This window comes from Hymenobacter puniceus (assembly GCF_014333525.1).
Classification (GTDB): domain Bacteria; phylum Bacteroidota; class Bacteroidia; order Cytophagales; family Hymenobacteraceae; genus Hymenobacter.
This window is the reverse complement of sequence record NZ_JACSCX010000002.1, coordinates 276,137-296,519: the sequence shown is the minus strand read 5'-3', so window position 1 is coordinate 296,519 and position 20,383 is coordinate 276,137. Positions and strand designations below refer to the sequence as shown.

Below are 20,383 nucleotides of genomic sequence, written 5' to 3'. Positions count from 1 at the left end.
GTAGGTTTCTGCAAAGCAACTCCATTTCCTGGTCTTGGGTTGCCAAAACACTGCGCCCTCTGCGGGCTACGTCGTTGTTACGATGGTAGCCCGCAGAGGGCGCAGTGTTTTGCGCAGTGGGCGCAGTATGCTTATACGCCGAGCGTCGCTAAGGCGCGCTCGGCGGCCAATTGCTCAGCTTGTTTTTTGCTTAGGCCCATCCCGGTAGCCACCACTTCGTCATCCAGCACCACAGAGGCCGTGAATTCCATGACGCCGCCGGGGCGGGCCTCACCGTTGAGGTCGTAGCGGATGGCTTTGCCGTTGCGCTGGGCCCACTCAATCAGCTTGCTCTTGAAGTTGGCTGTCGTTTCGGTAAGGGACTTCACGTCCACGTAGGGCTTCACAAGGCGGCTGAGCACGAATTTACGGGCCGCTTTATAGCCTTGGTCGAGGTACACGGCTCCTACCAGCGCCTCCAGGGCGTTGCCGTTCACGGAGCGCGAACGGGCTGCGCGGCCCTGGCCGGGGTCCAGCTGCACCAGCTTATCCAAACCGATTTTCAGGGCCAGCCCATTCAGGCTTTCCCGGTTCACAATGCGGCTGCGCATCTCGGTCAGGAAGCCTTCCTGCTCGTACGGAAACTTCCGGAACAAGTATTCAGCCACCACCGTGCCCAGCACAGCGTCGCCGAGGAACTCCAGCCGCTCGTTGCTTTGGTGGCGCCCGGCTGGTGTTGCCTGCTGCTTCACCACCGACGAGTGGGTAAAGGCCAAATGGTAAAGCCGCACGTTTTGAGGCGTGCGGCCGGTTACCGTTGCAATTGCCTGGCGGAAGGCCTTATCGTGGCCCAGCATCCGCCGAAAAAACCCGAACAAGGGTAAGCCACTCATGGCTGCTACTCCTGAAACTTGCGGAACACCACCGACGTGTTGTGCCCCCCAAAGCCAAAAGTGTTGCTCATGGCAATCTTCACCTCGCGCGGCTGGGCCTCATTGAACGTGAAGTTCAGCTTGGGGTCCAGCTCGGGGTCGTCGGTGAAGTGGTTGATGGTAGGCGGCACAATACCGTGCTGAATAGCCAGAATGCTGGCTACCGCCTCAATTCCACCCGCACCGCCCAGCAAGTGGCCGGTCATGCTCTTGGTAGAGCTGATGTTCAGCTTGTAGGCATGCTCCCCAAATACCTTCTGGATGGCCTTCACCTCGGCGCCGTCGCCGAGTGGCGTGCTGGTGCCGTGGGTGTTGATGTAGTCCACCTCTTCGGGCTGAATACCGGCATCACGCAGCGCGTTCTGCATCACCAGCACCACGCCTTCCCCGGTTGGGTCGGGCGCCGTGATGTGGTAGGCATCCGACGACAAGCCGCCGCCGATGATTTCGGCGTAGATCTTGGCGCCGCGGGCCTGGGCGTGCTCGTAGGCCTCCAGAATCAGGGCACCGGCACCTTCACCCAGCACGAAACCGTCCCGGTCCTTGTCGTAGGGGCGCGAACCGGTTTCGGCATCGTCGTTCCGCTCGCTCATGGCCTTGAGGGCATTGAAGCCCCCCACACCGGCCTCCGTAATAGCCGCTTCCGAACCACCCGTCACCACCACATCAGCCATACCGAGGCGGATGTAGTTGTAGGCCGCCACAATGGCATCCGACGACGAGGCGCAGGCCGACGTTGTCACGAAGTTAGGGCCACGGAAACCGTTTTTGATGGAAATGTTGCCCGACGAGCTGTCGGCAATCATTTTCGGAATAAAAAACGGATTGTAGCGGGGTGTACCGTCGCCTTTGGCGAAGTTGAAGCACTCGTCCTGGAAGGTTTTCAGCCCCCCAATACCCGAGCCCCAGATAACACCCACCCGATCTTTGTTGACGCCTTCCAGCAAGCCGGCATCTTTGATAGCCTCGTCGCTGGCAATGACGGCAAATTGCGTGAACAGGTCCATTTTCCGACCTTCCTTGGTGGGAAAGTAGTCATCCGGGTTGTAGTTCTTCACTTCGCAGGCGAAGCGGGTCTTGAACTTGCTGGCGTCGAAGCGGGTGATGGGCGCGGCACCGCTGATGCCTTGGCGCAACCCTTCCCAATAAGCGGGAACAGTGCTACCCAGCGGCGTGATGGCGCCCAGGCCAGTAACGACAACTCTCCGAAAAGCCATAGGCGGGGCAGAGATTACGAAAAAGGGGAAAAGCAAAACGGCCGGCGGCAGCCGGCCGGAATGCACAAAAAACCGTAGTACGTGCTGCTATATTACTTAGCGTGCTCTTCGAGGTAGCTGATAGCCTGACCCACGGTGCCGATGTTTTCGGCCTGGTCGTCTGGGATAGAGACGTTGAATTCTTTTTCAAATTCCATGATCAGCTCCACTGTGTCGAGCGAGTCGGCACCCAGGTCGTTGGTGAAAGAAGCCTCCGGCGTTACTTCCGACGCTTCAACGCCCAATTTGTCGATGATGATGGCTTTTACTTTTTCTGCAATTTCAGACATTTCCGTGGGGGTTTAGAGAAAACTCGCCACAAATAACATCATCTTCCCTAACATTTTCAAACCTCTCCTTCGATTCTTCCGGGCACAAGATTCTGACCAGGGTGGTTCGTTTCGGATAATGGGATGTGTACTTTTGCGCACCACCGCTTCGGCACCTGTCTATGAAAACCCTCACGCTGGACGTAGAATATGAGTGCGACTTCGACCTGTTCGGGGTAGTCTCGTCGAGCCGGGAGCACACGCTGGCGTGGCAGCTCAACCAGGCGTTGCGCCTGCGCCTGGTAAAGCAGCAGGACCTGATTTACGACCTGCTCCACCAGGGCCGGCTGGTCATCAGCAACTACCTGCACGCCACCGAGCACCTCACGCTACGCCTGCTGCGCAACCGCTCCATCGACCCCTCGGTGCTGAAAAAGCCCTTTCTGGCGCCCGATGTTAAAGAATACGATTACCTGATTCAGGTGAATAATGGCAGCGGCCAGTTGGCCGCCGAAGCGTTGCTGGCGCAGCTCACGACCTTGCCGGTGGTGCAGTACGCCTGCCAGTTCGACCCGAATTCGTTGAAGTTTAAAGAAAATCTGCTCTTTTGAACCGCAGATAACACAGATTTCTCCGCAGATTGCGCTGATTCTGCCTTTCAAAACCGGACTCCTGTTACACGGTACAGCCTGTAGCGACAACCCGATGTGGCCGGATTCCAAGCTCCCAAGAACCTAAGCCCCCAACAATCCTTCTATGGAACCTCTGCCCCATTTCAATAAAACTAAAATTGTAGCCACGGTTGGCCCGGCCTCCAATACCTACGAGAAACTAGGCATGCTCATGCGCGAAGGCGTGGACGTATTCCGCCTCAACTTCTCGCACGGCAGCCACGAAGACCACCTGTCGGTTATCAACACGGTGCGCCGCCTCAACAAGGACATGCGCACCAATGTGGGCTTGCTCCAGGACTTGCAGGGTCCCAAAATTCGCCTCGGCGAAGTGGAAGGCGGCGCCGTGGAAATCAAGGCCGGCGACAAAATCAAGCTGGTGTGCGGCGAAAAGGAAACCAGCACAGCTACGCGCCTAAGCACCATCTACCTGGGCTTGGCGCGCGACGTGAAGCCCGGCGACATGATCCTGATTGACGATGGCAAAATCGAGCTGCGCGTGCTGGCCACCGACCGTGACAAGGAAGTGGATGTTGAGGTGATCTACGGCGGCCTCGTGAAGCCCCGCAAAGGCATCAACCTGCCCGACTCCGAAGTATCGGCCCCAAGCATGACCGACAAGGACATTGAGGATCTGAAATTCGGCCTGGAAAATGATGTGGATTGGGTGGCGTTGAGCTTTGCGCGCCGCGCCGAAGACATCCGCTTCATCAAGGGCCTGATTGCTGAGAGCGGCAAATCGGCCCGCGTGATTGCCAAGATTGAAACGCCGGAGGGCCTCAAAAACCTCGACGAAATCATTGCCATTACCGATGCCGTGATGGTTGCACGCGGCGACCTGGGCGTGGAGGTGAAGATGGAAGAGGTGCCGATGGCCCAGAAACTCATTGTGGAGAAGTGCAATAAGGCAGGCAAGCCGGTGATTGTGGCCACGCAAATGATGGAGAGCATGATTACGGCCCCGCGCCCCACGCGCGCCGAAACCAGCGACGTGGCCAATGCCGTGCTCGACGGCGCCGATGCTGTAATGCTGTCGGCGGAAACGGCAGTGGGCGCGTATCCGGCCGAGGTTATCCGCTCGATGGTGGGCACGATTTTAAGCGTGGAAACCCGCCGCGAGTCGCTGTATCACCGCTGGCACCCCATCTCGCCTGAGTCGCCCACGTTTATGGTGGACAGCGTGCTGTCGGCGGCCTGCCACCTGGCCAAGAACACTGGCGCCAAGGCCATTACCGGCATGACGCACCGGGGCTATACGGCGTTCCAGATTGCCAAATACCGCCCCAAGGCCAACATCTTCATCTTCACCGACAACCGCTCTTTGCTCACAACACTGAGCCTGATATGGGGCGTGCGCGGCTTCTACTACGACCGGATGGTGAGCACCGACAGCTCCGTTTCGGACATCAAGTACGCTCTGACCGCTACCGGCAACCTCAACAAAGGTGATGTATTCATCAACACTGCCTCTATGCCCATTAATGAGAAGGGCAAAACCAATATGGTGAAGGTCAGCGTGGCTTAAAGCTGCCGTGGCATACCCCCAGGTTGTGCCAGACCAATCAGTAAAAAGCTCGCCGGGATAGCTTCCGGCGGGCTTTTTCGTTGGAGGAAATACTGCGCAGCTAACTACTCGGCACCAGTTCAATCTGCTGCTACCGCTCCAGCTGCAGGCGCAGCTGCTGCGGCAAATCGCCGGCCGCCTGCACCTCTACCACGTACACCCCGGGCGCCAGTGCCTGCAGCGGTAGCAACATACCGGATTGGCCGGCTGGCAGTTGCTGGGTGCTCACAGTGCGTCCCAGCGCGTCGAGCAGACGCACGGTGGTAACAACACGAGCCGGGCCAGCCAGCGTGAGTGTAGCGTTGCTGCCCGCTGGGTTAGGATAGAGCTGGAACGTAGCTGCTGCACGTCCTGCATTTACAGGCAGCAGGGTGGCGAAGTTGGTGCGGGCACCGCAAGTCTGGGTGGTGCCGTTGATGTTGCGACGGGTGTAGGCGAGCCGGTATTCCAGGTTACACACAAAGCCCACTCCCGGCGCACTCATGGTTTGCTGATTTAAGGCATCCAACCCCGGCATGTAGCCAATACCGGCACGGTTGTAGAGCACCTCCGTCTGCAACACTGCGGGCCCGCCACAGTCGCCTCCCGGCCGGTTGCTGACCACCGGATAGCCCATAAGCACCGTGTTAAAAGGCAGCTGCTGGTAGGCGTAGGACAGCAACGGAGCACGCAACGGGCTTAGCCGGTCGATGCTGGCGCCGCGCCACTGCCCGGTGTGCAGCGAGGCGGACAGGCGCACTCTCAAAACGGGCGAAACGGTAGTACCACTCTGCGAGCAGCCAGGTGCGCCACTATATACCGTTCGACTTTGCTCCTGGCAGATGTACGTCAGGCTGTCGGCCGTGAGCTGGCGTGTCAGCACGCGACGCAGCACACTGCCGCTGCCACACCCGATTGGATTGAAGGTAAACTGCGTGTATTGGTACCCCAGCTCGTCGCCTGGCTGCAGATCCAGCAGTGTGAGCGGGTTGTAGTAGCTGAGGCCAGCAGGTGCAGGACGACGCGCCAAGGTCAGCAGCCGTAGGCGGCCGAAGCAAAATCCTAAATCGGCAGGTGCGGAAACAAGGCCGTAATTTTTGCTGAGCACTACCTGCCTCACGTTCGGTGTGTTGCCCAACTCAAACGTTGCCACCGAATCCGTTACGCCATCCAGCAGCATGGTACCGCGCGACACCAGCGTGGTACGGTAGCCAACATCAGTACACATGCTGGTCCAGGTTTCGCCCACGCGTGCAAAGGGCTTCAGTACCAACGCCAAGTCCAGCGTAAACTGAGGCGTGGGACCACCATCCCAGAACAGCACGTAGGTGCGCGTGGCGGGCGTGTAGCGCAGCTGCTGGCCGAACTGGTTGTTGCGAGCTTTCTGCCAGGCAAAGCTGCCCGCACGCCGCATGATGCGGTTGAAGTAGTACACCGAGTCGGTGCCGCGCACGCCGGCCGAGTCGAGGCGTAGCGTCAGGATGGTGTCAGCGGAGGCGCCGCGAAAGGCGTGTACGTCACCATTGGGCCGGAAAGGGCGCCAGTTCTGGGCGGCGGCAGGCAGAGTAGTGAGGCTGCTCAGTAGCAGCAATAAGCAGTACAGTTGTTTCATATAGAATCAAAAAGGATATGACTGCCAAAAGATAGCAAATAAACCATATGCCTGAAACACAAGAAGGCCCCGCGCTTGCGCACGGGGCCTTCTCTATCAAAAGAGCAGAAAGTTACTGGTGCTGCTTAGGCGGCCAGCGACTTCACGAACTTAGCCAGCTTCGACTTGTTGTTGGCGGCTTTGTTCTTGTGGATGATGTTCTTTTTGGCCAGACGGTCCAGCATCGACGATACTTTCTTCAGCAGCTCCTGAGCGGCCGAAGCATCGGTGGTGGCGCGCAGCTTTTTAACAGCTGTGCGGGTAGATTTTGCCTGGTAACGGTTCAGCACGCGCTTAGCTTCGTTGGAACGGATGCGCTTGAGGGCTGACTTATGATTTGCCATGTGTAGGAGAAATGAACGTTCTGCTCGGTTTCAATTCGGATTGGGTGGGCAAAGGTAGGGCTTTGGATGGAAAGTGCAAACTACTAAGCCGGAATTTGCCATGCAGCTACCGAATAATCTAGCTGACCGCGCCCATCGGAGAAGTAGGCATGCCGAACTTTATTTGCGCTGAAAGGTTGACAATCGCGCCAGAAGCACTAAATTCTATACAAATCTGCCGGGCACCCTACCTACCACACCGCACCTCCGCTAGCCGCCCTCGCTCATGCCACTCGTCGCCGACTCCCGCTATCAACCGCCCTTTTATCTGTTCAACGGCCACCTGCAAACCATTGTGCCCAGTCTGTGGCGGGAGGTTCCCAACGTGCACTACCAGCGCGAGCGGGTGGAAACCGCGGATGGCGACTTCCTAGACCTCGACTGGTCGCGCGAACCACACGCGGCGGCCGATACGCTCTGCATCGTGTCGCATGGGCTGGAGGGCGACGCCTCCCGGCCCTACGTGCGCGGCATGGTGCGGGCCCTCAACCAGGCCGGCTTCGATGCCCTGGCCTGGAACTACCGCAGCTGCAGTGGCGAAATGAACCGCCTGCTCCGCTCCTACCACCTCGGCGACACCGACGACCTCGACTTTGTGGTGCGGCATGCATTGGCCACCAACCGCTACCAGCGCATCTTCCTGACCGGGTTTTCGGCTGGCGGCAACGTGACGCTCAAATACCTGGGCGAAAACCCCGACCGGGTGCCAACGCAGGTGGAGCGCGCCGCCGTTTTCTCCGTTCCGACCGACCTGCGGGCCAGTTCTTACCACATTGCCCGCCTCGAAAACCGGGTGTACCTCAACCGATTTCTGAAGACGCTACGCGAGAAGATGCGCCAGAAAGCGGCCCTGCTACCCGACCAGATCGACCTCACCGACCTCGACCAGCTGCAGGACTTTCCGCAATTCGACGACCGGTTTACGGCTCCAATGCACGGCTTCAAGTCGGCGGAGGACTACTATGAGCACGCCAGCTCCGGCCGCTACCTGAGCGGCATCCGCATCCCGACGCTGCTCGTCAATGCCGAAAACGACCCGTTTCTGCCGCCCACCTGCTTCCCCCGCGACGCGGCGGCCCACAGCGAGTTCGTGTTCCTGGAAACGCCCTCCGACGGCGGCCACGTCGGTTTCGGCGAAGGCACACCGGATGGCGAATACTACTCCGAGCGCCGCGCCGTGGAGTTTCTGACAGCGGCGGTGCCAGCATAGGGCCGCGGGGTTGTGACCATTCTTTTCTTGCAATGCTTGTTACACCTGACACCTCGGAAAAAGTGCGGTTTTGGCTTAACTACACGAGTGCCATAGACGCGGTGCTTTGACGGAGGGACCAAGCTCCATTTTGAGCGTTTACGAAACTCATCCCCTTAGTGCATTTCGTAAACTTTGATTCGCAGACGGGTTTCTTGAACTCACCCCACGCTGTAAGGGCCTACTAACACCTGGTGTCAGGCTGATTTCTACCGTTCACGAAAAACAGGGTATTTTTAAGAAACCAACTAGCTATCAACGTGACTAAGGAAGAAGCAATTGCCATAGCACACGGGTTTGTAAGCCAACAGAATCAGGAGTCTCCTTTGCCCACAGATTATCAGTGGATTGTCGCTGAGCCGACGGAATATGATGAAGCCTGGTATTTTGACCGCACGTTTGAGCATCGCTTTGGTCGATTGGCAGAAGAACCGCTAGCTATTGGGGGAGCACCTGGTTTTCTGGTCTCGAAAAGCACCCGGTTGGTCAGCACTGTTTCCTGGCAGGATTTCTCCGAGTTGCCAAAGCGAGAGGCGATGCGCCGGCAGACAGCACAACTCACGCAGGACATTCTGTCGGCGGAGCTGACACTGGCAAATTTACGTCGACACCTCCAGCTGTCTTTACCTGAGCTGCTTGCCTTTAAGACGCGGCTTGCTGATAGTAGCGAAGTTGAGCAACGGGCATTATTGTTCGGTCAACTGTATAAACAAGCCTTAGAAGAGGCCAAAATCAAGACAATGGCTTAGTTCAGCAAAACGGTCCGAATAGCAAAACGTACTCTGTTCACTGAAAGGAGCGTACTCTTGAAAGATAATCTTTCTTGGTAAGCTGATATGCAGTATCCCGCCGTTCCCAGTGAATTCATGCATTGGTTCAAAGACCACAGCGAGCGGCATTTTGCCGAACTACAGTTGGACGTCGAGGCCTACGGACTGCAGCACCAACCAGGAACGCGCTGGCGTCCGGGGTTAACCGAGTCCGAACTCGCGGCGTTTCAAGCGGCCGTGGGATTCGATTTCCCGGAAGAATTGCAGGCCTTTTACCGGGTTATGAATGGAACGACCCTGCCGGGGGTCAACGTGTACGGAGAATGCGGCACCCCCTATCACTTTGCGCCCATCTATTTTTCTTACCCCGAGCACCTGCCCGACATCCAGCAGCGCATCGCCGAACTTTTGGCCATCAAGGGCTTGAGCCTTGACCAGATGAGAGGAAAGGGTATCCCTTTTATCTTTCCAATCAACGACTTTTATTTTCTCGTTATCGACCGAAAAACGAATCCGGTGTATTTTTTGACGCCGGTCCTCCCCACGCGCCGCAATCCGCAACTCGATGTTTACGGCACGCTCTGGACGGATACGCTTCAAAGCTGGTTAGTAAAAGACGCCTTCGCCCGATGCACCCATGTGAATGACGAGGAGGAGTTCCCAGCCCGAGAACGAAAACCCAACTATTGGACCAGCGAAGAGGAGACCCGATGAGCGTTGCTTAGCATCCCAGTTCAGCAAAACTGTGATGCCTTAAACGCGCTCTGTTCAGATTAAGGAGCATTCTACCTTTAGCGAATGAGAGTTTTTATGCTAATCCTGTCAGCGACCCTGCTGCTTAACGGTTGCGAAAGCAAGACGCGGACGCTACGGTATTATGCCTTCGAAGACTTGGTGGTTGGCTCGTATACCGTTAACCTCTTCACCAATGGGGAGTGTGAAGTGGAAATGGGGGCAGGCTACCATGATGGGCGCTATACCATCCAAGGCGATACGCTCCGCATTACCTATCAGGAAGGCCCAGTGCAGGGACTCCCGAGCCGCTTTCTGATAACCCCAAACTACCTCCTCACGCTGCCGACAGCAGAATATCCCGAATCGACTAAGATTCACGGAAGCGGATTAAAAAAGGGGCAGTAAAACGGTGGTGGCTTGAACGACTAAATACGGGGCGCTGTGTTTTACAGAACTGGTTTTACTTGCCTTTCTAGCAATGGGACCGGAGTTTCACGTACTTCCGGTTCAAGGAATTCTCGGCCACATACCGCAAGCCCGCATCGTCGACGCGAAGGCAGTGCAGGAGAAAACGGTGCACGATGCTTTCCTCCCACTGCGCACAGGCCGCTGCCAAGCCGTAGCGCGGGTCAGTCGTATGCCGATGGTCCAGAAAATCGCCGAAGTGAAAGAACTGCAGGATGATGCGTTTCTGCATCTCGACAGGGGGTACCATGCGGTCGTACCCGACCACCTCCAAGAGGGCATCTTGTACGTTGATATTGGCAATATCCTGCAGCAAGAACAGGGTGGAGCAATCGCTCAAACTGGTGCGATTCAGGCGGAAGAATGCCCGGGCCAAGTTGCGCAGCATGATGCCATCGGGAACCTCACTCGTCAGCAGCGGTCGTAAGTGGGCCGCGTGCTGCGCGTCGCCTTGTGCAACGAGGGCATGGAGTATCTTCTTCACCTTGTTGGTGTGCCCCCGGCGAATGCTCACGTCTAGTTCCTCTAGCATCTTGTAGCCCTCCGATTAAAAAACTAAGTTCACGAAAAGGGTCCTTTGTGAAACGCCATAACTCTCCTTACCCACGCCCAGCCGAATTACTAGGCACCACTACCACCTTCTTGGTTTCGAAGAATTCTTCGGTGTAAAAGTCACTCAGGTTATACATCGTTGCTTTGAGGCCCGATTCCTCGATTTCCTCGGTCAGGTCGCCGCCTTTGAGGTAGTAGAGGCCGCTGTTGGGGGCAGCTTCGTGCTGAGGCTTATAGCGGTGCGCAATCCAGGTGTGGAAGGTGGCCAGGCGGGCTACGGCGCGGCTCACCACATAGTCGTATTTGGGGCGTAGCTGCTCGGCGCGGGTTTGCTCGGCCGTGACGTTGGTCAGGTTGAGGGCGCGGGCCATTTCCTGCACGGCATGGATTTTTTTGCCGATGCTGTCGACCAGATGAAACTTCACTTCCGGAAACAGGATAGCCAGCGGCAAGCCGGGCAGGCCGCCGCCCGTGCCTACATCCAGCACCGACGAGCCCGCCGCAAACTCCACCACCTTGGCAATGCCCAGCGAGTGCAGAAAATGCCGCTCGGCCAGGTTATCCACGTCGGTGCGTGCTACCAGATTGAGCCGCTCGTTCCAGCCGCGAAACTCGGTATCAAGCTGGCTGAACAGCTGGCGCTGGTGGTCGGTGAGGTGCGGAAAGTAGTGGTGCAGGATGTGCATAGGGGGTTGGATAGAAGATGAAGGAACGTCATTCAGAGTAAAGCGAAGAATCTCGCGTGCTGCTATTGTGCCAGTAGCCCAATGTCAGCACGCGAGATTCTTCGCTTCACTCTGAATGACGTTCTAAGTCTGTTCAGCTCCTTTCTAGATGATTTCCTTTTTGTTTTTCACCATGTCGAAGAGCAGCTCCCGGGCGCGGTGCAGCTGGGCTTTCACGGTGCCGAGGGGCGCTTTCAGCTCCTGCGCAATTTCCTCGTAGCTCAGCTCATCAAAGTAGCGCAGCGTCACGAGGCGCTGGTACTTGTCGGGCAGCCGCGACACCACGTGCTGCATGATTTCAATTTTCTGGTTTTTGATGGTCGTCTCCTGCGGGTTCAGGTTCTGGTCGCGGAAGTCGATGGTGATTTCGTCGCCGTTGTCAATCTTGATGGCCGAGTCGATGGACATCGTTTTGATTTTATTCTTGCGAATAAAGTCGATGCAGTTGTTGGTGGCAATGCGGAACAGCCAGGTGCTGAAGGCAAATTCGGGGTTGAACTTATGCAGGTTGCGGAAGGCCTTGGCAAATGCTTCGATGGTAAGGTCGTCGGCGTCGTCGGGGTTGCGCACCATCTTCAGCACCACGTGGTACACCGGCTTTTTGTAGATCTGCATCAGCTCAGCATACGCCTTTTCGTCGCCATTTTCCACGGCAGCCCGAATCAGCTTAAAGTCATGCTTGGCCTTGGCAGAGAATTGTTTTTCCTGATTATTTACTTCCATCGGAGGTTTCGGTAGAGGAACAGCGACATTCCTAAAGCGAGATAATAAAAAAAGTAGACAACATCCAATACCGGCAACAGCCCCACGGGCAGTGGGTCGTCGAGGCGCCGGCTCAAACGTTGGTAGGTGGCACAGACCAGCCCGGTACGCACCAGCCATAGGCCGGCCAAAGGTATCCAATCGGCCTGGGAAAACAGCAACCCTATGCTGACCCCATAGAAAAGCAGATTACTTCCTATAAAGTTTCCAAGACGAAATTGATCGGCAAAACGGTAGCTCCGGCCGGCCGACAAATGCCGCCGTTTCTGGCGCCACCAGCCGCCCCAGGTATGCGCCGGCTCACTAAGCGTATGGGCCACCGGCTCGGCTACCACGGCCACGCGCGCGCCCTGCGCCACGGCATCCTGCACCAGCAGGTCGTCGTCGCCGGACAGGCTGCGGATGTGGGAAGCAAAGCCTTTGGTTGCGGTAAAGACGCCACGGGTGTAGGCCAGGTTGCGTCCCACGCCCATATAGGGCTTGCCGCGCCACGCAAAAGACAGGTACTGCGCGGCGGTCAGCAGGGTTTCAAACCGCACCAGCTGATTGAGAAAGCCGGGCTCGGCGGCATAGGCCGAATAGCCCAGCACCATATCGGCGGGCTGCCGAAAACCAGCGGCTAAGTGCTGCACCCACTGGTTGGTAAGCGGAATGCAGTCGGCATCGGTGAAGAGCAAGTGCGGGTAGCGGGCCGCCTTGATGCCCAGCGTAAGAGCGTACTTTTTGGGTGACAAGCCTTCGGGCGTGCGGCCAATGGTGACGAGCCGGAAATTGGGGTAGTACTGACTGAGCTGCTGGGCGTAGAGGTAGGTGTCGTCGTCGGAACGGTCGTCGATGAGCACGATTTCCAGGCCGGCGGGATAGTCCTGCTTGAGCAGCAATGGCAGCAGGCGGCGCAGGTTTTCCAGCTCGTTGTGCGCGCACACCAGCACCGATACCGGCTCGGCTCCGGCCTCGGTGGGCGTGGGCTCGGGCGGGCGGGTGGCGAAGGGCCAGAAGTAGTAGGCGGCATAGTAGAGCTGCACCAGCACGCAGGCCAGCAGCAGCCAGATGGCCGGAGAAAAACTCGATAGCAAAGCGGACAGCATGAATTAGCCTGCAAAAGTAGGCATTCGGGGTGGGTAGAGTACCTTTGTGGGCATATCAGTTGTCAGTTGCTGGTTGTCAGTTGCCAGTTCGTTCTTTCAGATAAGAAGATGCTCTACCTGACAACCGACAACCAGCAACTGACAACTGACTCCTCCCAGAATGACCTTCGACTTAGTAACGCAAGACCCGCACACCAAAGCCCGCGCCGGGGTGGTGCACACGGCACACGGCGCCATCGAGACGCCCATTTTTATGCCCGTCGGCACGGCCGGCACGGTGAAGGCTGTGCAGCAGCGCGACCTGAAGGACGAGGTGCAGGCCCAGATCATCCTCGGCAACACTTACCACCTCTACCTGCGCCCCAGTCTGGAGGTGCTCCGCCAGGCCGGCGGCCTGCACAAGTTCAACGGCTGGGACCGGCCCATTCTCACCGACTCGGGCGGCTACCAGGTGTACTCGCTCAGCGGCACCCGCAAGATCAAGGAGGAAGGCGTGAAGTTCCGTTCTCACATTGATGGCTCGCAGCATCTTTTCTCGCCCGAAGGCGTGATGGACATCCAGCGCACCATCGGGGCCGACATCATTATGGCCTTTGACGAGTGCACGCCTTGGCCTTGCGAGTACGACTACGCCGCCCGCTCCCTCGACATGACGCACCGCTGGCTGAAGCGCTGCATCCAGCGCTTCGACAGCACCGAGGGCCACTACGGCTACCAGCAGACGCTGTTCCCGATTGTGCAGGGCTCTACATTCAAGGATTTGCGCGTGCGCTCCGCGGAATTCATTGCCGAGCAGGGGCGCGAGGGCAACGCTATTGGCGGCCTGAGCGTGGGTGAGCCGGCCGACATGATGTATGAAATGACGGAAATCGTCTGCGACATCCTGCCCAAAGACAAGCCGCGCTACCTGATGGGCGTGGGCACGCCAGCCAATATTCTGGAAAACATTGCGTTGGGCGTAGACATGTTCGACTGCGTGATGCCGACCCGCAACGCCCGCAACGGCATGCTGTTTACCACGCAGGGCATCATGAATGTTACCAACAAAAAGTGGGAGCTGGACTTCGAGCCGATTGACGCCGAACTTGGCGGCCACGTCAGCACGTTTTACTCGCGCAGCTACCTGCGGCACCTGTTTCAGAGCAAGGAAATGCTGGGGCCGCAGCTGGCTTCCATTCACAACCTGAGCTTCTATCTGTGGCTGGTGAAGCAGGCCCGGGAGCAAATCCTGGCCGGCACTTTCCGCGAGTGGAAGGAGAAGATGGTGAAGCAGGTGATGACGCGGCTGTAAAGAGTTGTTAGTTATTGGTTGTCAGTTGTCAGGCTGATAGTAAACTGATAATCAGAAACTAACAACTGACAACTAATAACTGACAACTGAATGCGCATCCTCGACAAGTACATTCTCCGGAAATTCCTCACGGCCTTCTTCTTCACGGTGGTAGTGCTGGTGATGGTGATTTGCGTGATTGACTTCACGGAGAAGAACGACGACTTCATCCAGCACAACTTGGGTGCGGGGCAGATCATCACGGAGTATTACGTGAACCTGTTTCCGTACTATGCCAACCTGCTCTCCCCTATCACCGTGTTTATTGCGGTGGTGTTCGTGACGGCGCAGCTGGCGGCGCGCACCGAAATCGTGGCCATTCTGGCGTCGGGCGTGAGCTTCAAGCGGCTGCTGGTGCCTTATCTGATGGGCAGCCTCGTGCTGGGCGTCAGCACCATTGCTCTTACCGGCTGGATCATTCCGTACGCCAACAAGACGCGGGTGGAATTCGAGCGTAAGTACATTAAGAACCCCTACCGCTTCAAGGGGCGCGACGTGCACATGAAGATCGGGCCGAACAGCTACGCCTTCATGGAAAGCTACGACAACGTCAACAACATCGGCTACAAGTTTGCGCTCGAAACCATTGAGGGTACCCTGCTAAAGCGGCGCATGACGGCCGAGGCCATCACCTGGGACTCTACCAAGCGGGCCTGGCGCCTCTCGCCGCAGCTGGTGCGCACGTTCCGGGGGCAGCGGGAAACGCTGCTTTCGCTGCCTGCCCGCGACACTACGCTCAACCTCTACCCCAAGGACTTCGCCAGCACCTACCGCCTGAGCGAAACCATGACGCTGCCCGAGCTGAACCGCTACATTCAGCAGAAGATAGAACGGGGCTCCGATGACACGCAGGTATACCTGAGTGACAAATATGAGCGGTACGCATATCCCTACGCCATGTTCATTCTCACTATCATCGGCGTGATTATGAGTGCGCGCAAAAGCCGTGCGGGCGTGGGCGGGCAGATTGCGCTGGGCTTCGTGCTGGCCTTTGTGTTCATCATCTTCGTGATTCTGAGCCGCAACTTTGCGCAGGTCGGGGAAGTGTCGCCGCTGCTGGCCGCCTGGATTCCGAGCATCGTTTTCACCGGCATCGGGCTGGTGCTCTACCGCGTGGTGCCGCGGTAGGGGCTTGGGGTCTTAGGGACTTGGGGGCTTGGTTGATGTGCTGTCATCCTGAGGCAGTAGCCGAAGGACCTGATGACAACAGAACAGCTACGCGAACCGTCTCCTGCCTCCGCGTACTTCCGCGCCAGCCATTTCACAACGCCTCGTTCTTATCTCATAAGATCCTTCGCGCTGCTCTGGATGACAGAACCAAAAAACCAAGCCCCCAAGACCCTACTATGCTAAAAGACTACCTCCGCCTGCATTTCATCGTCCTGCTCTGGGGCTTCACGGCCATTCTGGGCAAGCTGATATCGGTGCCGCCGGTGGAGCTGGTGTTCTGGCGCACGCTGCTGGCGGCCACGGGGCTGGCGGTGCTGCTGGTGGCGCGGCGGCAGCCGTGGCGCGTGGCCGGCCGCGAGGCGCTGAAGATGCTGGGCATCGGGGCACTGGTGGCAGCGCACTGGATTACGTTTTTTTTGGCCGCCCGCCTGTCTTCGGTGAGTGTGTGTTTGGCCGGGCTGGCCACGCTGGCCCTCTGGACCTCACTGCTGGAGCCGCTGGTGCTGTGGCGCCGCGTGCGGCTGTATGAAGTGGGGCTGGGCTTGCTGACGATGGTGGGCTTGTACCTGGTGTCGCAGGCCGAGTTGGACCAGATGGCGGGGCTGCTGGTGGCCATTCTGTCGGCGGGACTGTCGGCGCTATTCAGCGTGCTCAATTCGCAGCTCGTGAAGCGCCACACACCGTTTCAACTCACACTCTACGAAATGAGCGGCGCCTGCCTGAGCATCGTACTGTTCATGCCCATCTACAGCCAGTACTTCACCGGCGGCCAGGGCCTGCAACTAGGCTTACAGGGCTACGACTGGCTGTGGCTGCTGCTGCTGGCTGGTGTGTGCACAGTGTACGCCTTTTCCACCTCAGTGGAGCTGATGAAGCGCATTTCGGCCTTTGTGGTGAACCTGACCATCAACCTGGAGCCGGTGTACGGCATCCTGCTGGCCGTACTTATGTACACGCTGCGCATCCCCGGCTTCGGCCAGGAAAAGCTGTCTACCGGCTTCTACTTGGGCACTGTGGTTATCCTGCTTAGCGTGCTTATTCACCCCGTCCTCGACCAGTGGATGAAACGCCGCCAGCGCCAAACCGAGGCCGCCGAAGTGCTGGTGGGCAAGTAGCGCGCAAAATGCTGGCATTGTCATCCTGAGCTTGCGAAGGACCTTATCACAGCAGAACGGTATCTATTCAATGGTAGTCCGAACGGGATAAGGTCCTTCGCAAGCTCAGGATGACAGTTCTGTAATCTTGCCTCTACAACCGCCCGCGCCAGACCTGATACGTGGCAGGCAGCTCTATAGGCGGCGGCATCTCCAGGCCCGGAAACAAGCCGTACACGGCCGAGCCGGAGCCGGAGAGGCTGGCGTAGGCGGCCCCGGCGGCGTAGAGCTGCTGCTTGATGTCGCCGAGCACCGGGTAGTAGGGCGTCAGGGCTTCCTCGAAGTCGTTGCTGACGGTGTGGCGCCAAGTTTCCAGCGGCTCACGGAGGGCCAGGCGCAGATCGTGGCGCGGGGTGCGGGGCTGCACGCGGCCGTACGCTTCGGCGGTGCTAATGTGGAGGCCAGGATACACGACCACGCAGGCAGTGCCGGTCAGGTCCAGCGAAATTGCTTTGAATACGTCGCCTTTTTCATAAGCAAAAACCGGCTTGTTGCGAATAAAAAAGGCGCAGTCCGAGCCTAATTGGCGGGCGTATTCTTCGAGTGTATCAACTGTCAGGTTTAGCGCGAACTGCTCGTTGAGCGCGTGCAACGCAAACGCGGCATCTGCCGACCCGCCGCCCAAACCGGCCCCGATGGGCACCACTTTGTGCAGGTGCAGCTGCACAGCCGGCAAATCAAAATCAGTTTTCAGCAGCTTGTAAGCCCGCAAGCAAAGGTTGGTAGCCGGCTCACCAGGAATGGGAATACCCGTTAGCGTGAGCGTGGTATCAGTACCGGCCGGGGCGGGCAGCACTTCCAGCGCGTCCGTCCACGGCAGCGGCACAAACACCGATTCGAGGTTGCGGAAGCCGTCGGGCCGCTGGCCGGTGATGTATAGGCCCAGGTTGAGTTTGGCGTTCGGAAAAACGAGCATGGCGCAAATGTAGTGGTAGCTTTGCTGATGCTACCACCTTAGACGTACTCCGTACTAGTTTGACTCCGGCCCGCCACGCTGCGTTTTTTTTGGCAGCAGTCCACTAAATCGTTTTCGTTTCACAAACCGTCCCAATTGCCTGCCGCGTATGTCTTCCACTGCTACCTGGTACCACCGCTGGGGCAAGCGCACACTAGACGTAGCAGTGGCGCTGCCACTGCTGGTGCTGGCCCTGCCGCTGCTGCTGCCCGTGGTGCTGGCGCTGGCCATACAGAACGGCGGCCCGTGGCTCTTCCGGCAGCAACGGCCAGGGCTGCGTGGCCAGTTGTTCACGCTCTATAAACTCCAGACCATGACTTCCGCCCATGACGACCAAGGCCAGCTACTACCCGATGCCACGCGGCTGCCACGCCTGGGCGCCTGGGTGCGCGCCACGTCGCTGGACGAGTTGCCGCAGCTGTGGAACGTAGTGCGCGGCGACCTTAGCCTGATTGGCCCGCGGCCGCTGCTCTCCCAGTATCTGCCCCTCTATTCTGCCACACAAGCCCGCCGCCACGAAGTGAAACCCGGCATTACGGGCTGGGCCCAGGTGAACGGCCGCAATGCCATCAGCTGGGAGCAGAAATTCGAGTACGATGTCTGGTACGTCGACCACTACAACCCGTGCCTCGACCTGCGGATTTTGCTGCGCACGGCGGGGCGCGTGCTGAGTGCCCACGGCATTACGGCCGCCGGCCAGGCTACCACCGAAGCCTTTCGGGGCTCTTCTTCTACCAGATCCTGACGATGCCACAACCTACGCAAGCTGATATGGATTCTTCCTTGGTGCCGCTCGTTATTTTCGGGGCAGGCGGGCTGGGGCGTGAAGTACTGATGCTGGTGCACCAGATAAATGCTGTAGCTCCTGCCTGGAATGTGCTGGGGTTTTACGATGACGTACGCCCCGCCAGCACAACCCTGCACGGGCTGCCCTACCTGGGTACTGCTGCCGACCTCAATGCCGCAACCCAACCTTTGCAAGTAGCAGTAGCCGTAGGAAACAGCCACCACCGCACTGCCATAGTGGCCCGCCTGACGTCGTCTCACCTTAGCTTCCCAGCGCTCATTCACCCGGGTGTGGCGCATGCTCCCTACCAGCGTTTGCAGATCGGGGCGGGTTGCATTGTCAGTCAGGGCTGTATTCTCACCTGCGACATCACGCTGGGCTGCCACGTATTGCTTAATCTGGGCTGCACTATCGGCCACGATGCCGTACTGGAAGACTTCTGCTCATTGATGCCGCACGCCAATATCGGGGGGGGTGCTCATCTGGAAGCCAATACGTACTTAGGCACCAACGCCACCGTTATTAACCATGTACGAGTGGGCACCGGTACCGTTTTGGGCGCCGGGGCCGTAGCCGTGCGCGACCTGCCGGCGCATTGCACTGCAGTGGGCGTACCAGCCCAAATCATTAAGCAGCATCAGATTTAGGTAGTTGGGCCCTGTGCCTGCTACACGGTATTCAGCCGGCAAGACAACCTATCAACCATTTCAGCCGGACTGCTCTGAATCCCGATTCACCCGTCACAACGCAAGCGGAAGCTTACGCCTTAGTTCTACAATGCGCAGCCAAGATTACGACCGAATATACCTTTCCCCGCCCCACCTCGGCCGCCACGAGCTGAACTATCTGCATAAGGCCATCGAAGACAACTGGGTGGCCCCGGCCGGTCCGAATCTGGATGGCTTTGAGCGCGACATCTGCGAGTTTACGGGCATGAAGCACTGCGTGGCTCTCACCTCCGGCACAGCTGCCATTCACCTTGGCTTGAAGCTTCTGGGCGTCGGCCCCGGCGACACAGTCCTATGCCCGTCGTTTACGTTCGTGGCCACCGCCAACCCCATTACCTACCTCGGCGCCACGCCGGTTTTCATTGACAGCGAAACCACCACCTGGAACCTTTGCCCGCAGCGGCTGCGTGGGGCCATTGAAGCAGGTATTCAGCAGGGCCGCCGCCCCAAGGCCCTGATTGTTGTGCACCTGTATGGCATGCCGTGTCAGCTGCGCGAAATAATGGCCGTGGCCGCCGAGTTTGAGGTGCCGGTGCTGGAAGATGCCGCCGAAGCACTGGGCGCCCGCTACGACGGCCAACCGCTGGGCACATTTGGCGCAGTAGGCGTTTTCTCGTTCAACGGCAACAAAATCCTGACTACCAGCGGCGGCGGTGCGTTAGTAACCAACAGCGTCGAGTGGGACCGAAAAGCCCGGTTCTGGGCCACGCAGGCCAAAGACAATGCCCCGCACTACCAGCATTCCGAACTGGGCTACAATTACCGTCTCAGCAACCTATTGGCTGGCATCGGGCGGGGCCAGATGGAACTTCTCGAAGACCGGGTGAAAAAGCGCCGTGAGGTTTTCGGACGGTATCAGAAGCTGCTGCCGGGCCTGCCGGGCTTTTCGTTTGGTCCCACGGAACCCGCCAAAGGCCGCTCCAACCGCTGGCTGACGTGCGTGCTGCTCGACCCAGCTCAAACCACCGTTACGCCGGAGCTGCTGCGGCAGCATCTGGAGGCGCGCAACATCGAGAGCCGGCCGCTCTGGAAGCCGCTGCATCTGCAGCCGCTCTTTGCTGGCGTGCCCATGTTTGGTGGTGAGGTTTGTGCCGATTTATTTACTCAGGGTTTGTGCCTCCCCTCTGGTTCGGCTCTTACCGAAGCTGACCTGCAGCGGGTTGCGGAAACCATCCGCGACGCCTTCGCCTGCCACCACCATTCTTGAAATCAGCACAAAGCCCGCATTG

The 20,383-nt window shown here is 58.3% G+C and carries 22 protein-coding genes; 12 read left to right on the top strand and 10 right to left on the bottom strand.

What is annotated here, in order from left to right:
• Positions 1-131 precede the first annotated feature (131 nt).
• The 3 genes from rnc to H8B14_RS06350 form a co-directional block, all read right to left on the bottom strand.
• The gene (gene rnc / locus H8B14_RS06360; RefSeq protein WP_187314781.1) at positions 132-872 is read right to left on the bottom strand and encodes a ribonuclease III; all 741 of its coding nucleotides are present in this window, start codon (positions 870-872) and stop codon (positions 132-134) included.
• 5 nt (positions 873-877) lie between these two features.
• Positions 878-2,128 carry a beta-ketoacyl-ACP synthase II gene (gene fabF / locus H8B14_RS06355; protein WP_187314780.1) on the bottom strand — a complete coding sequence of 417 codons (1,251 nt, stop codon included), beginning with the start codon at positions 2,126-2,128 and terminating at the stop codon, positions 878-880.
• Positions 2,129-2,220: 92 nt separating this feature from the next.
• Positions 2,221-2,457 (bottom strand): acyl carrier protein, encoded by a 237-nt coding sequence (locus tag H8B14_RS06350; RefSeq protein ID WP_019948606.1) that lies wholly within the window; start codon positions 2,455-2,457, stop codon positions 2,221-2,223.
• 161 nt (positions 2,458-2,618) lie between these two features.
• On the opposite strand from H8B14_RS06350, the gene H8B14_RS06345 reads away from it, so the two are divergent.
• Entirely contained in the window at positions 2,619-3,047 is a 429-nt protein-coding gene (locus H8B14_RS06345) for an IPExxxVDY family protein (RefSeq protein WP_187314779.1), read from the top strand.
• Between the two features lie 145 nt (positions 3,048-3,192).
• Positions 3,193-4,632, top strand: coding sequence for a pyruvate kinase (gene pyk, locus H8B14_RS06340; RefSeq protein ID WP_187314778.1), 1,440 nt, complete (start codon positions 3,193-3,195; stop codon positions 4,630-4,632).
• Positions 4,633-4,762: 130 nt separating this feature from the next.
• Here pyk and H8B14_RS06335 read toward each other — a convergent pair whose 3' ends face one another.
• Positions 4,763-6,262 carry a T9SS type A sorting domain-containing protein gene (locus tag H8B14_RS06335; RefSeq protein WP_187314777.1) on the bottom strand — a complete coding sequence of 500 codons (1,500 nt, stop codon included), beginning with the start codon at positions 6,260-6,262 and terminating at the stop codon, positions 4,763-4,765.
• Positions 6,263-6,387: 125 nt separating this feature from the next.
• Positions 6,388-6,645: a 30S ribosomal protein S20 gene (gene rpsT / locus H8B14_RS06330; RefSeq protein ID WP_044013973.1), complete on the bottom strand. Its 258-nt coding sequence runs from the start codon at positions 6,643-6,645 to the stop codon at positions 6,388-6,390.
• Between the two features lie 265 nt (positions 6,646-6,910).
• On the opposite strand from rpsT, the gene H8B14_RS06325 reads away from it, so the two are divergent.
• From H8B14_RS06325 to H8B14_RS06310, 4 genes are all read left to right on the top strand, one after another.
• Positions 6,911-7,894, top strand: a complete 984-nt coding sequence (locus tag H8B14_RS06325; RefSeq protein ID WP_187314776.1) for a YheT family hydrolase — start codon at positions 6,911-6,913, stop codon at positions 7,892-7,894.
• 299 nt (positions 7,895-8,193) lie between these two features.
• Positions 8,194-8,682, top strand: coding sequence for a hypothetical protein (locus tag H8B14_RS06320; protein WP_187314775.1), 489 nt, complete (start codon positions 8,194-8,196; stop codon positions 8,680-8,682).
• An 87-nt stretch (positions 8,683-8,769) separates the two neighbouring features.
• Entirely contained in the window at positions 8,770-9,417 is a 648-nt protein-coding gene (locus H8B14_RS06315) for an SMI1/KNR4 family protein (RefSeq protein ID WP_187314774.1), read from the top strand.
• A gap of 84 nt (positions 9,418-9,501) precedes the next feature.
• A complete protein-coding gene (locus tag H8B14_RS06310) occupies positions 9,502-9,843 on the top strand; it encodes a hypothetical protein (RefSeq protein ID WP_187314773.1) in 342 nt (113 codons plus the stop codon).
• A gap of 67 nt (positions 9,844-9,910) precedes the next feature.
• On the opposite strand, the gene H8B14_RS06305 is transcribed toward H8B14_RS06310, so the two are convergent.
• From H8B14_RS06305 to H8B14_RS06290, 4 genes are all read right to left on the bottom strand, one after another.
• Positions 9,911-10,435: a hypothetical protein gene (locus H8B14_RS06305; RefSeq protein ID WP_187314772.1), complete on the bottom strand. Its 525-nt coding sequence runs from the start codon at positions 10,433-10,435 to the stop codon at positions 9,911-9,913.
• Between the two features lie 67 nt (positions 10,436-10,502).
• Positions 10,503-11,141 carry a 16S rRNA (guanine(527)-N(7))-methyltransferase RsmG gene (rsmG, locus tag H8B14_RS06300; RefSeq protein WP_187314771.1) on the bottom strand — a complete coding sequence of 213 codons (639 nt, stop codon included), beginning with the start codon at positions 11,139-11,141 and terminating at the stop codon, positions 10,503-10,505.
• Between the two features lie 144 nt (positions 11,142-11,285).
• Entirely contained in the window at positions 11,286-11,903 is a 618-nt protein-coding gene (locus H8B14_RS06295) for an RNA polymerase sigma factor (protein WP_187314770.1), read from the bottom strand.
• Positions 11,894-13,030 carry a glycosyltransferase gene (locus H8B14_RS06290; RefSeq protein WP_187314769.1) on the bottom strand — a complete coding sequence of 379 codons (1,137 nt, stop codon included), beginning with the start codon at positions 13,028-13,030 and terminating at the stop codon, positions 11,894-11,896. The genes H8B14_RS06295 and H8B14_RS06290 overlap by 10 nt, the downstream gene beginning before the upstream one ends.
• Positions 13,031-13,190: 160 nt before the next feature.
• Here H8B14_RS06290 and tgt point away from each other — a divergent pair, with 160 nt between their 5' ends.
• The 3 genes from tgt to H8B14_RS06275 all read left to right on the top strand — a co-directional run bounded on the left by tgt (position 13,191) and on the right by H8B14_RS06275 (position 16,645).
• The gene (gene tgt, locus H8B14_RS06285; protein ID WP_187314768.1) at positions 13,191-14,321 is read left to right on the top strand and encodes a tRNA guanosine(34) transglycosylase Tgt; all 1,131 of its coding nucleotides are present in this window, start codon (positions 13,191-13,193) and stop codon (positions 14,319-14,321) included.
• Between the two features lie 90 nt (positions 14,322-14,411).
• Positions 14,412-15,488, top strand: coding sequence for an LptF/LptG family permease (locus H8B14_RS06280; protein WP_187314767.1), 1,077 nt, complete (start codon positions 14,412-14,414; stop codon positions 15,486-15,488).
• Positions 15,489-15,706: 218 nt separating this feature from the next.
• Complete coding sequence (locus tag H8B14_RS06275; RefSeq protein WP_187314766.1) at positions 15,707-16,645, top strand: DMT family transporter; 939 nt, start codon at positions 15,707-15,709, stop codon at positions 16,643-16,645.
• Positions 16,646-16,778: 133 nt separating this feature from the next.
• Here the strand turns inward: H8B14_RS06275 and ispE are convergent, their stop codons facing one another.
• The gene (gene ispE / locus H8B14_RS06270; RefSeq protein WP_187314765.1) at positions 16,779-17,600 is read right to left on the bottom strand and encodes a 4-(cytidine 5'-diphospho)-2-C-methyl-D-erythritol kinase; all 822 of its coding nucleotides are present in this window, start codon (positions 17,598-17,600) and stop codon (positions 16,779-16,781) included.
• 148 nt (positions 17,601-17,748) lie between these two features.
• Between ispE and H8B14_RS06265 the strand changes: the two genes are divergently transcribed.
• The 3 genes from H8B14_RS06265 to H8B14_RS06255 all read left to right on the top strand — a co-directional run bounded on the left by H8B14_RS06265 (position 17,749) and on the right by H8B14_RS06255 (position 20,361).
• Positions 17,749-18,384, top strand: coding sequence for a sugar transferase (locus H8B14_RS06265; RefSeq protein WP_187314764.1), 636 nt, complete (start codon positions 17,749-17,751; stop codon positions 18,382-18,384).
• Between the two features lie 26 nt (positions 18,385-18,410).
• Entirely contained in the window at positions 18,411-19,073 is a 663-nt protein-coding gene (locus H8B14_RS06260) for an acetyltransferase (protein WP_187314763.1), read from the top strand.
• A gap of 130 nt (positions 19,074-19,203) precedes the next feature.
• Entirely contained in the window at positions 19,204-20,361 is a 1,158-nt protein-coding gene (locus tag H8B14_RS06255) for a DegT/DnrJ/EryC1/StrS family aminotransferase (protein ID WP_187314762.1), read from the top strand.
• Positions 20,362-20,383: the final 22 nt, after the last annotated feature.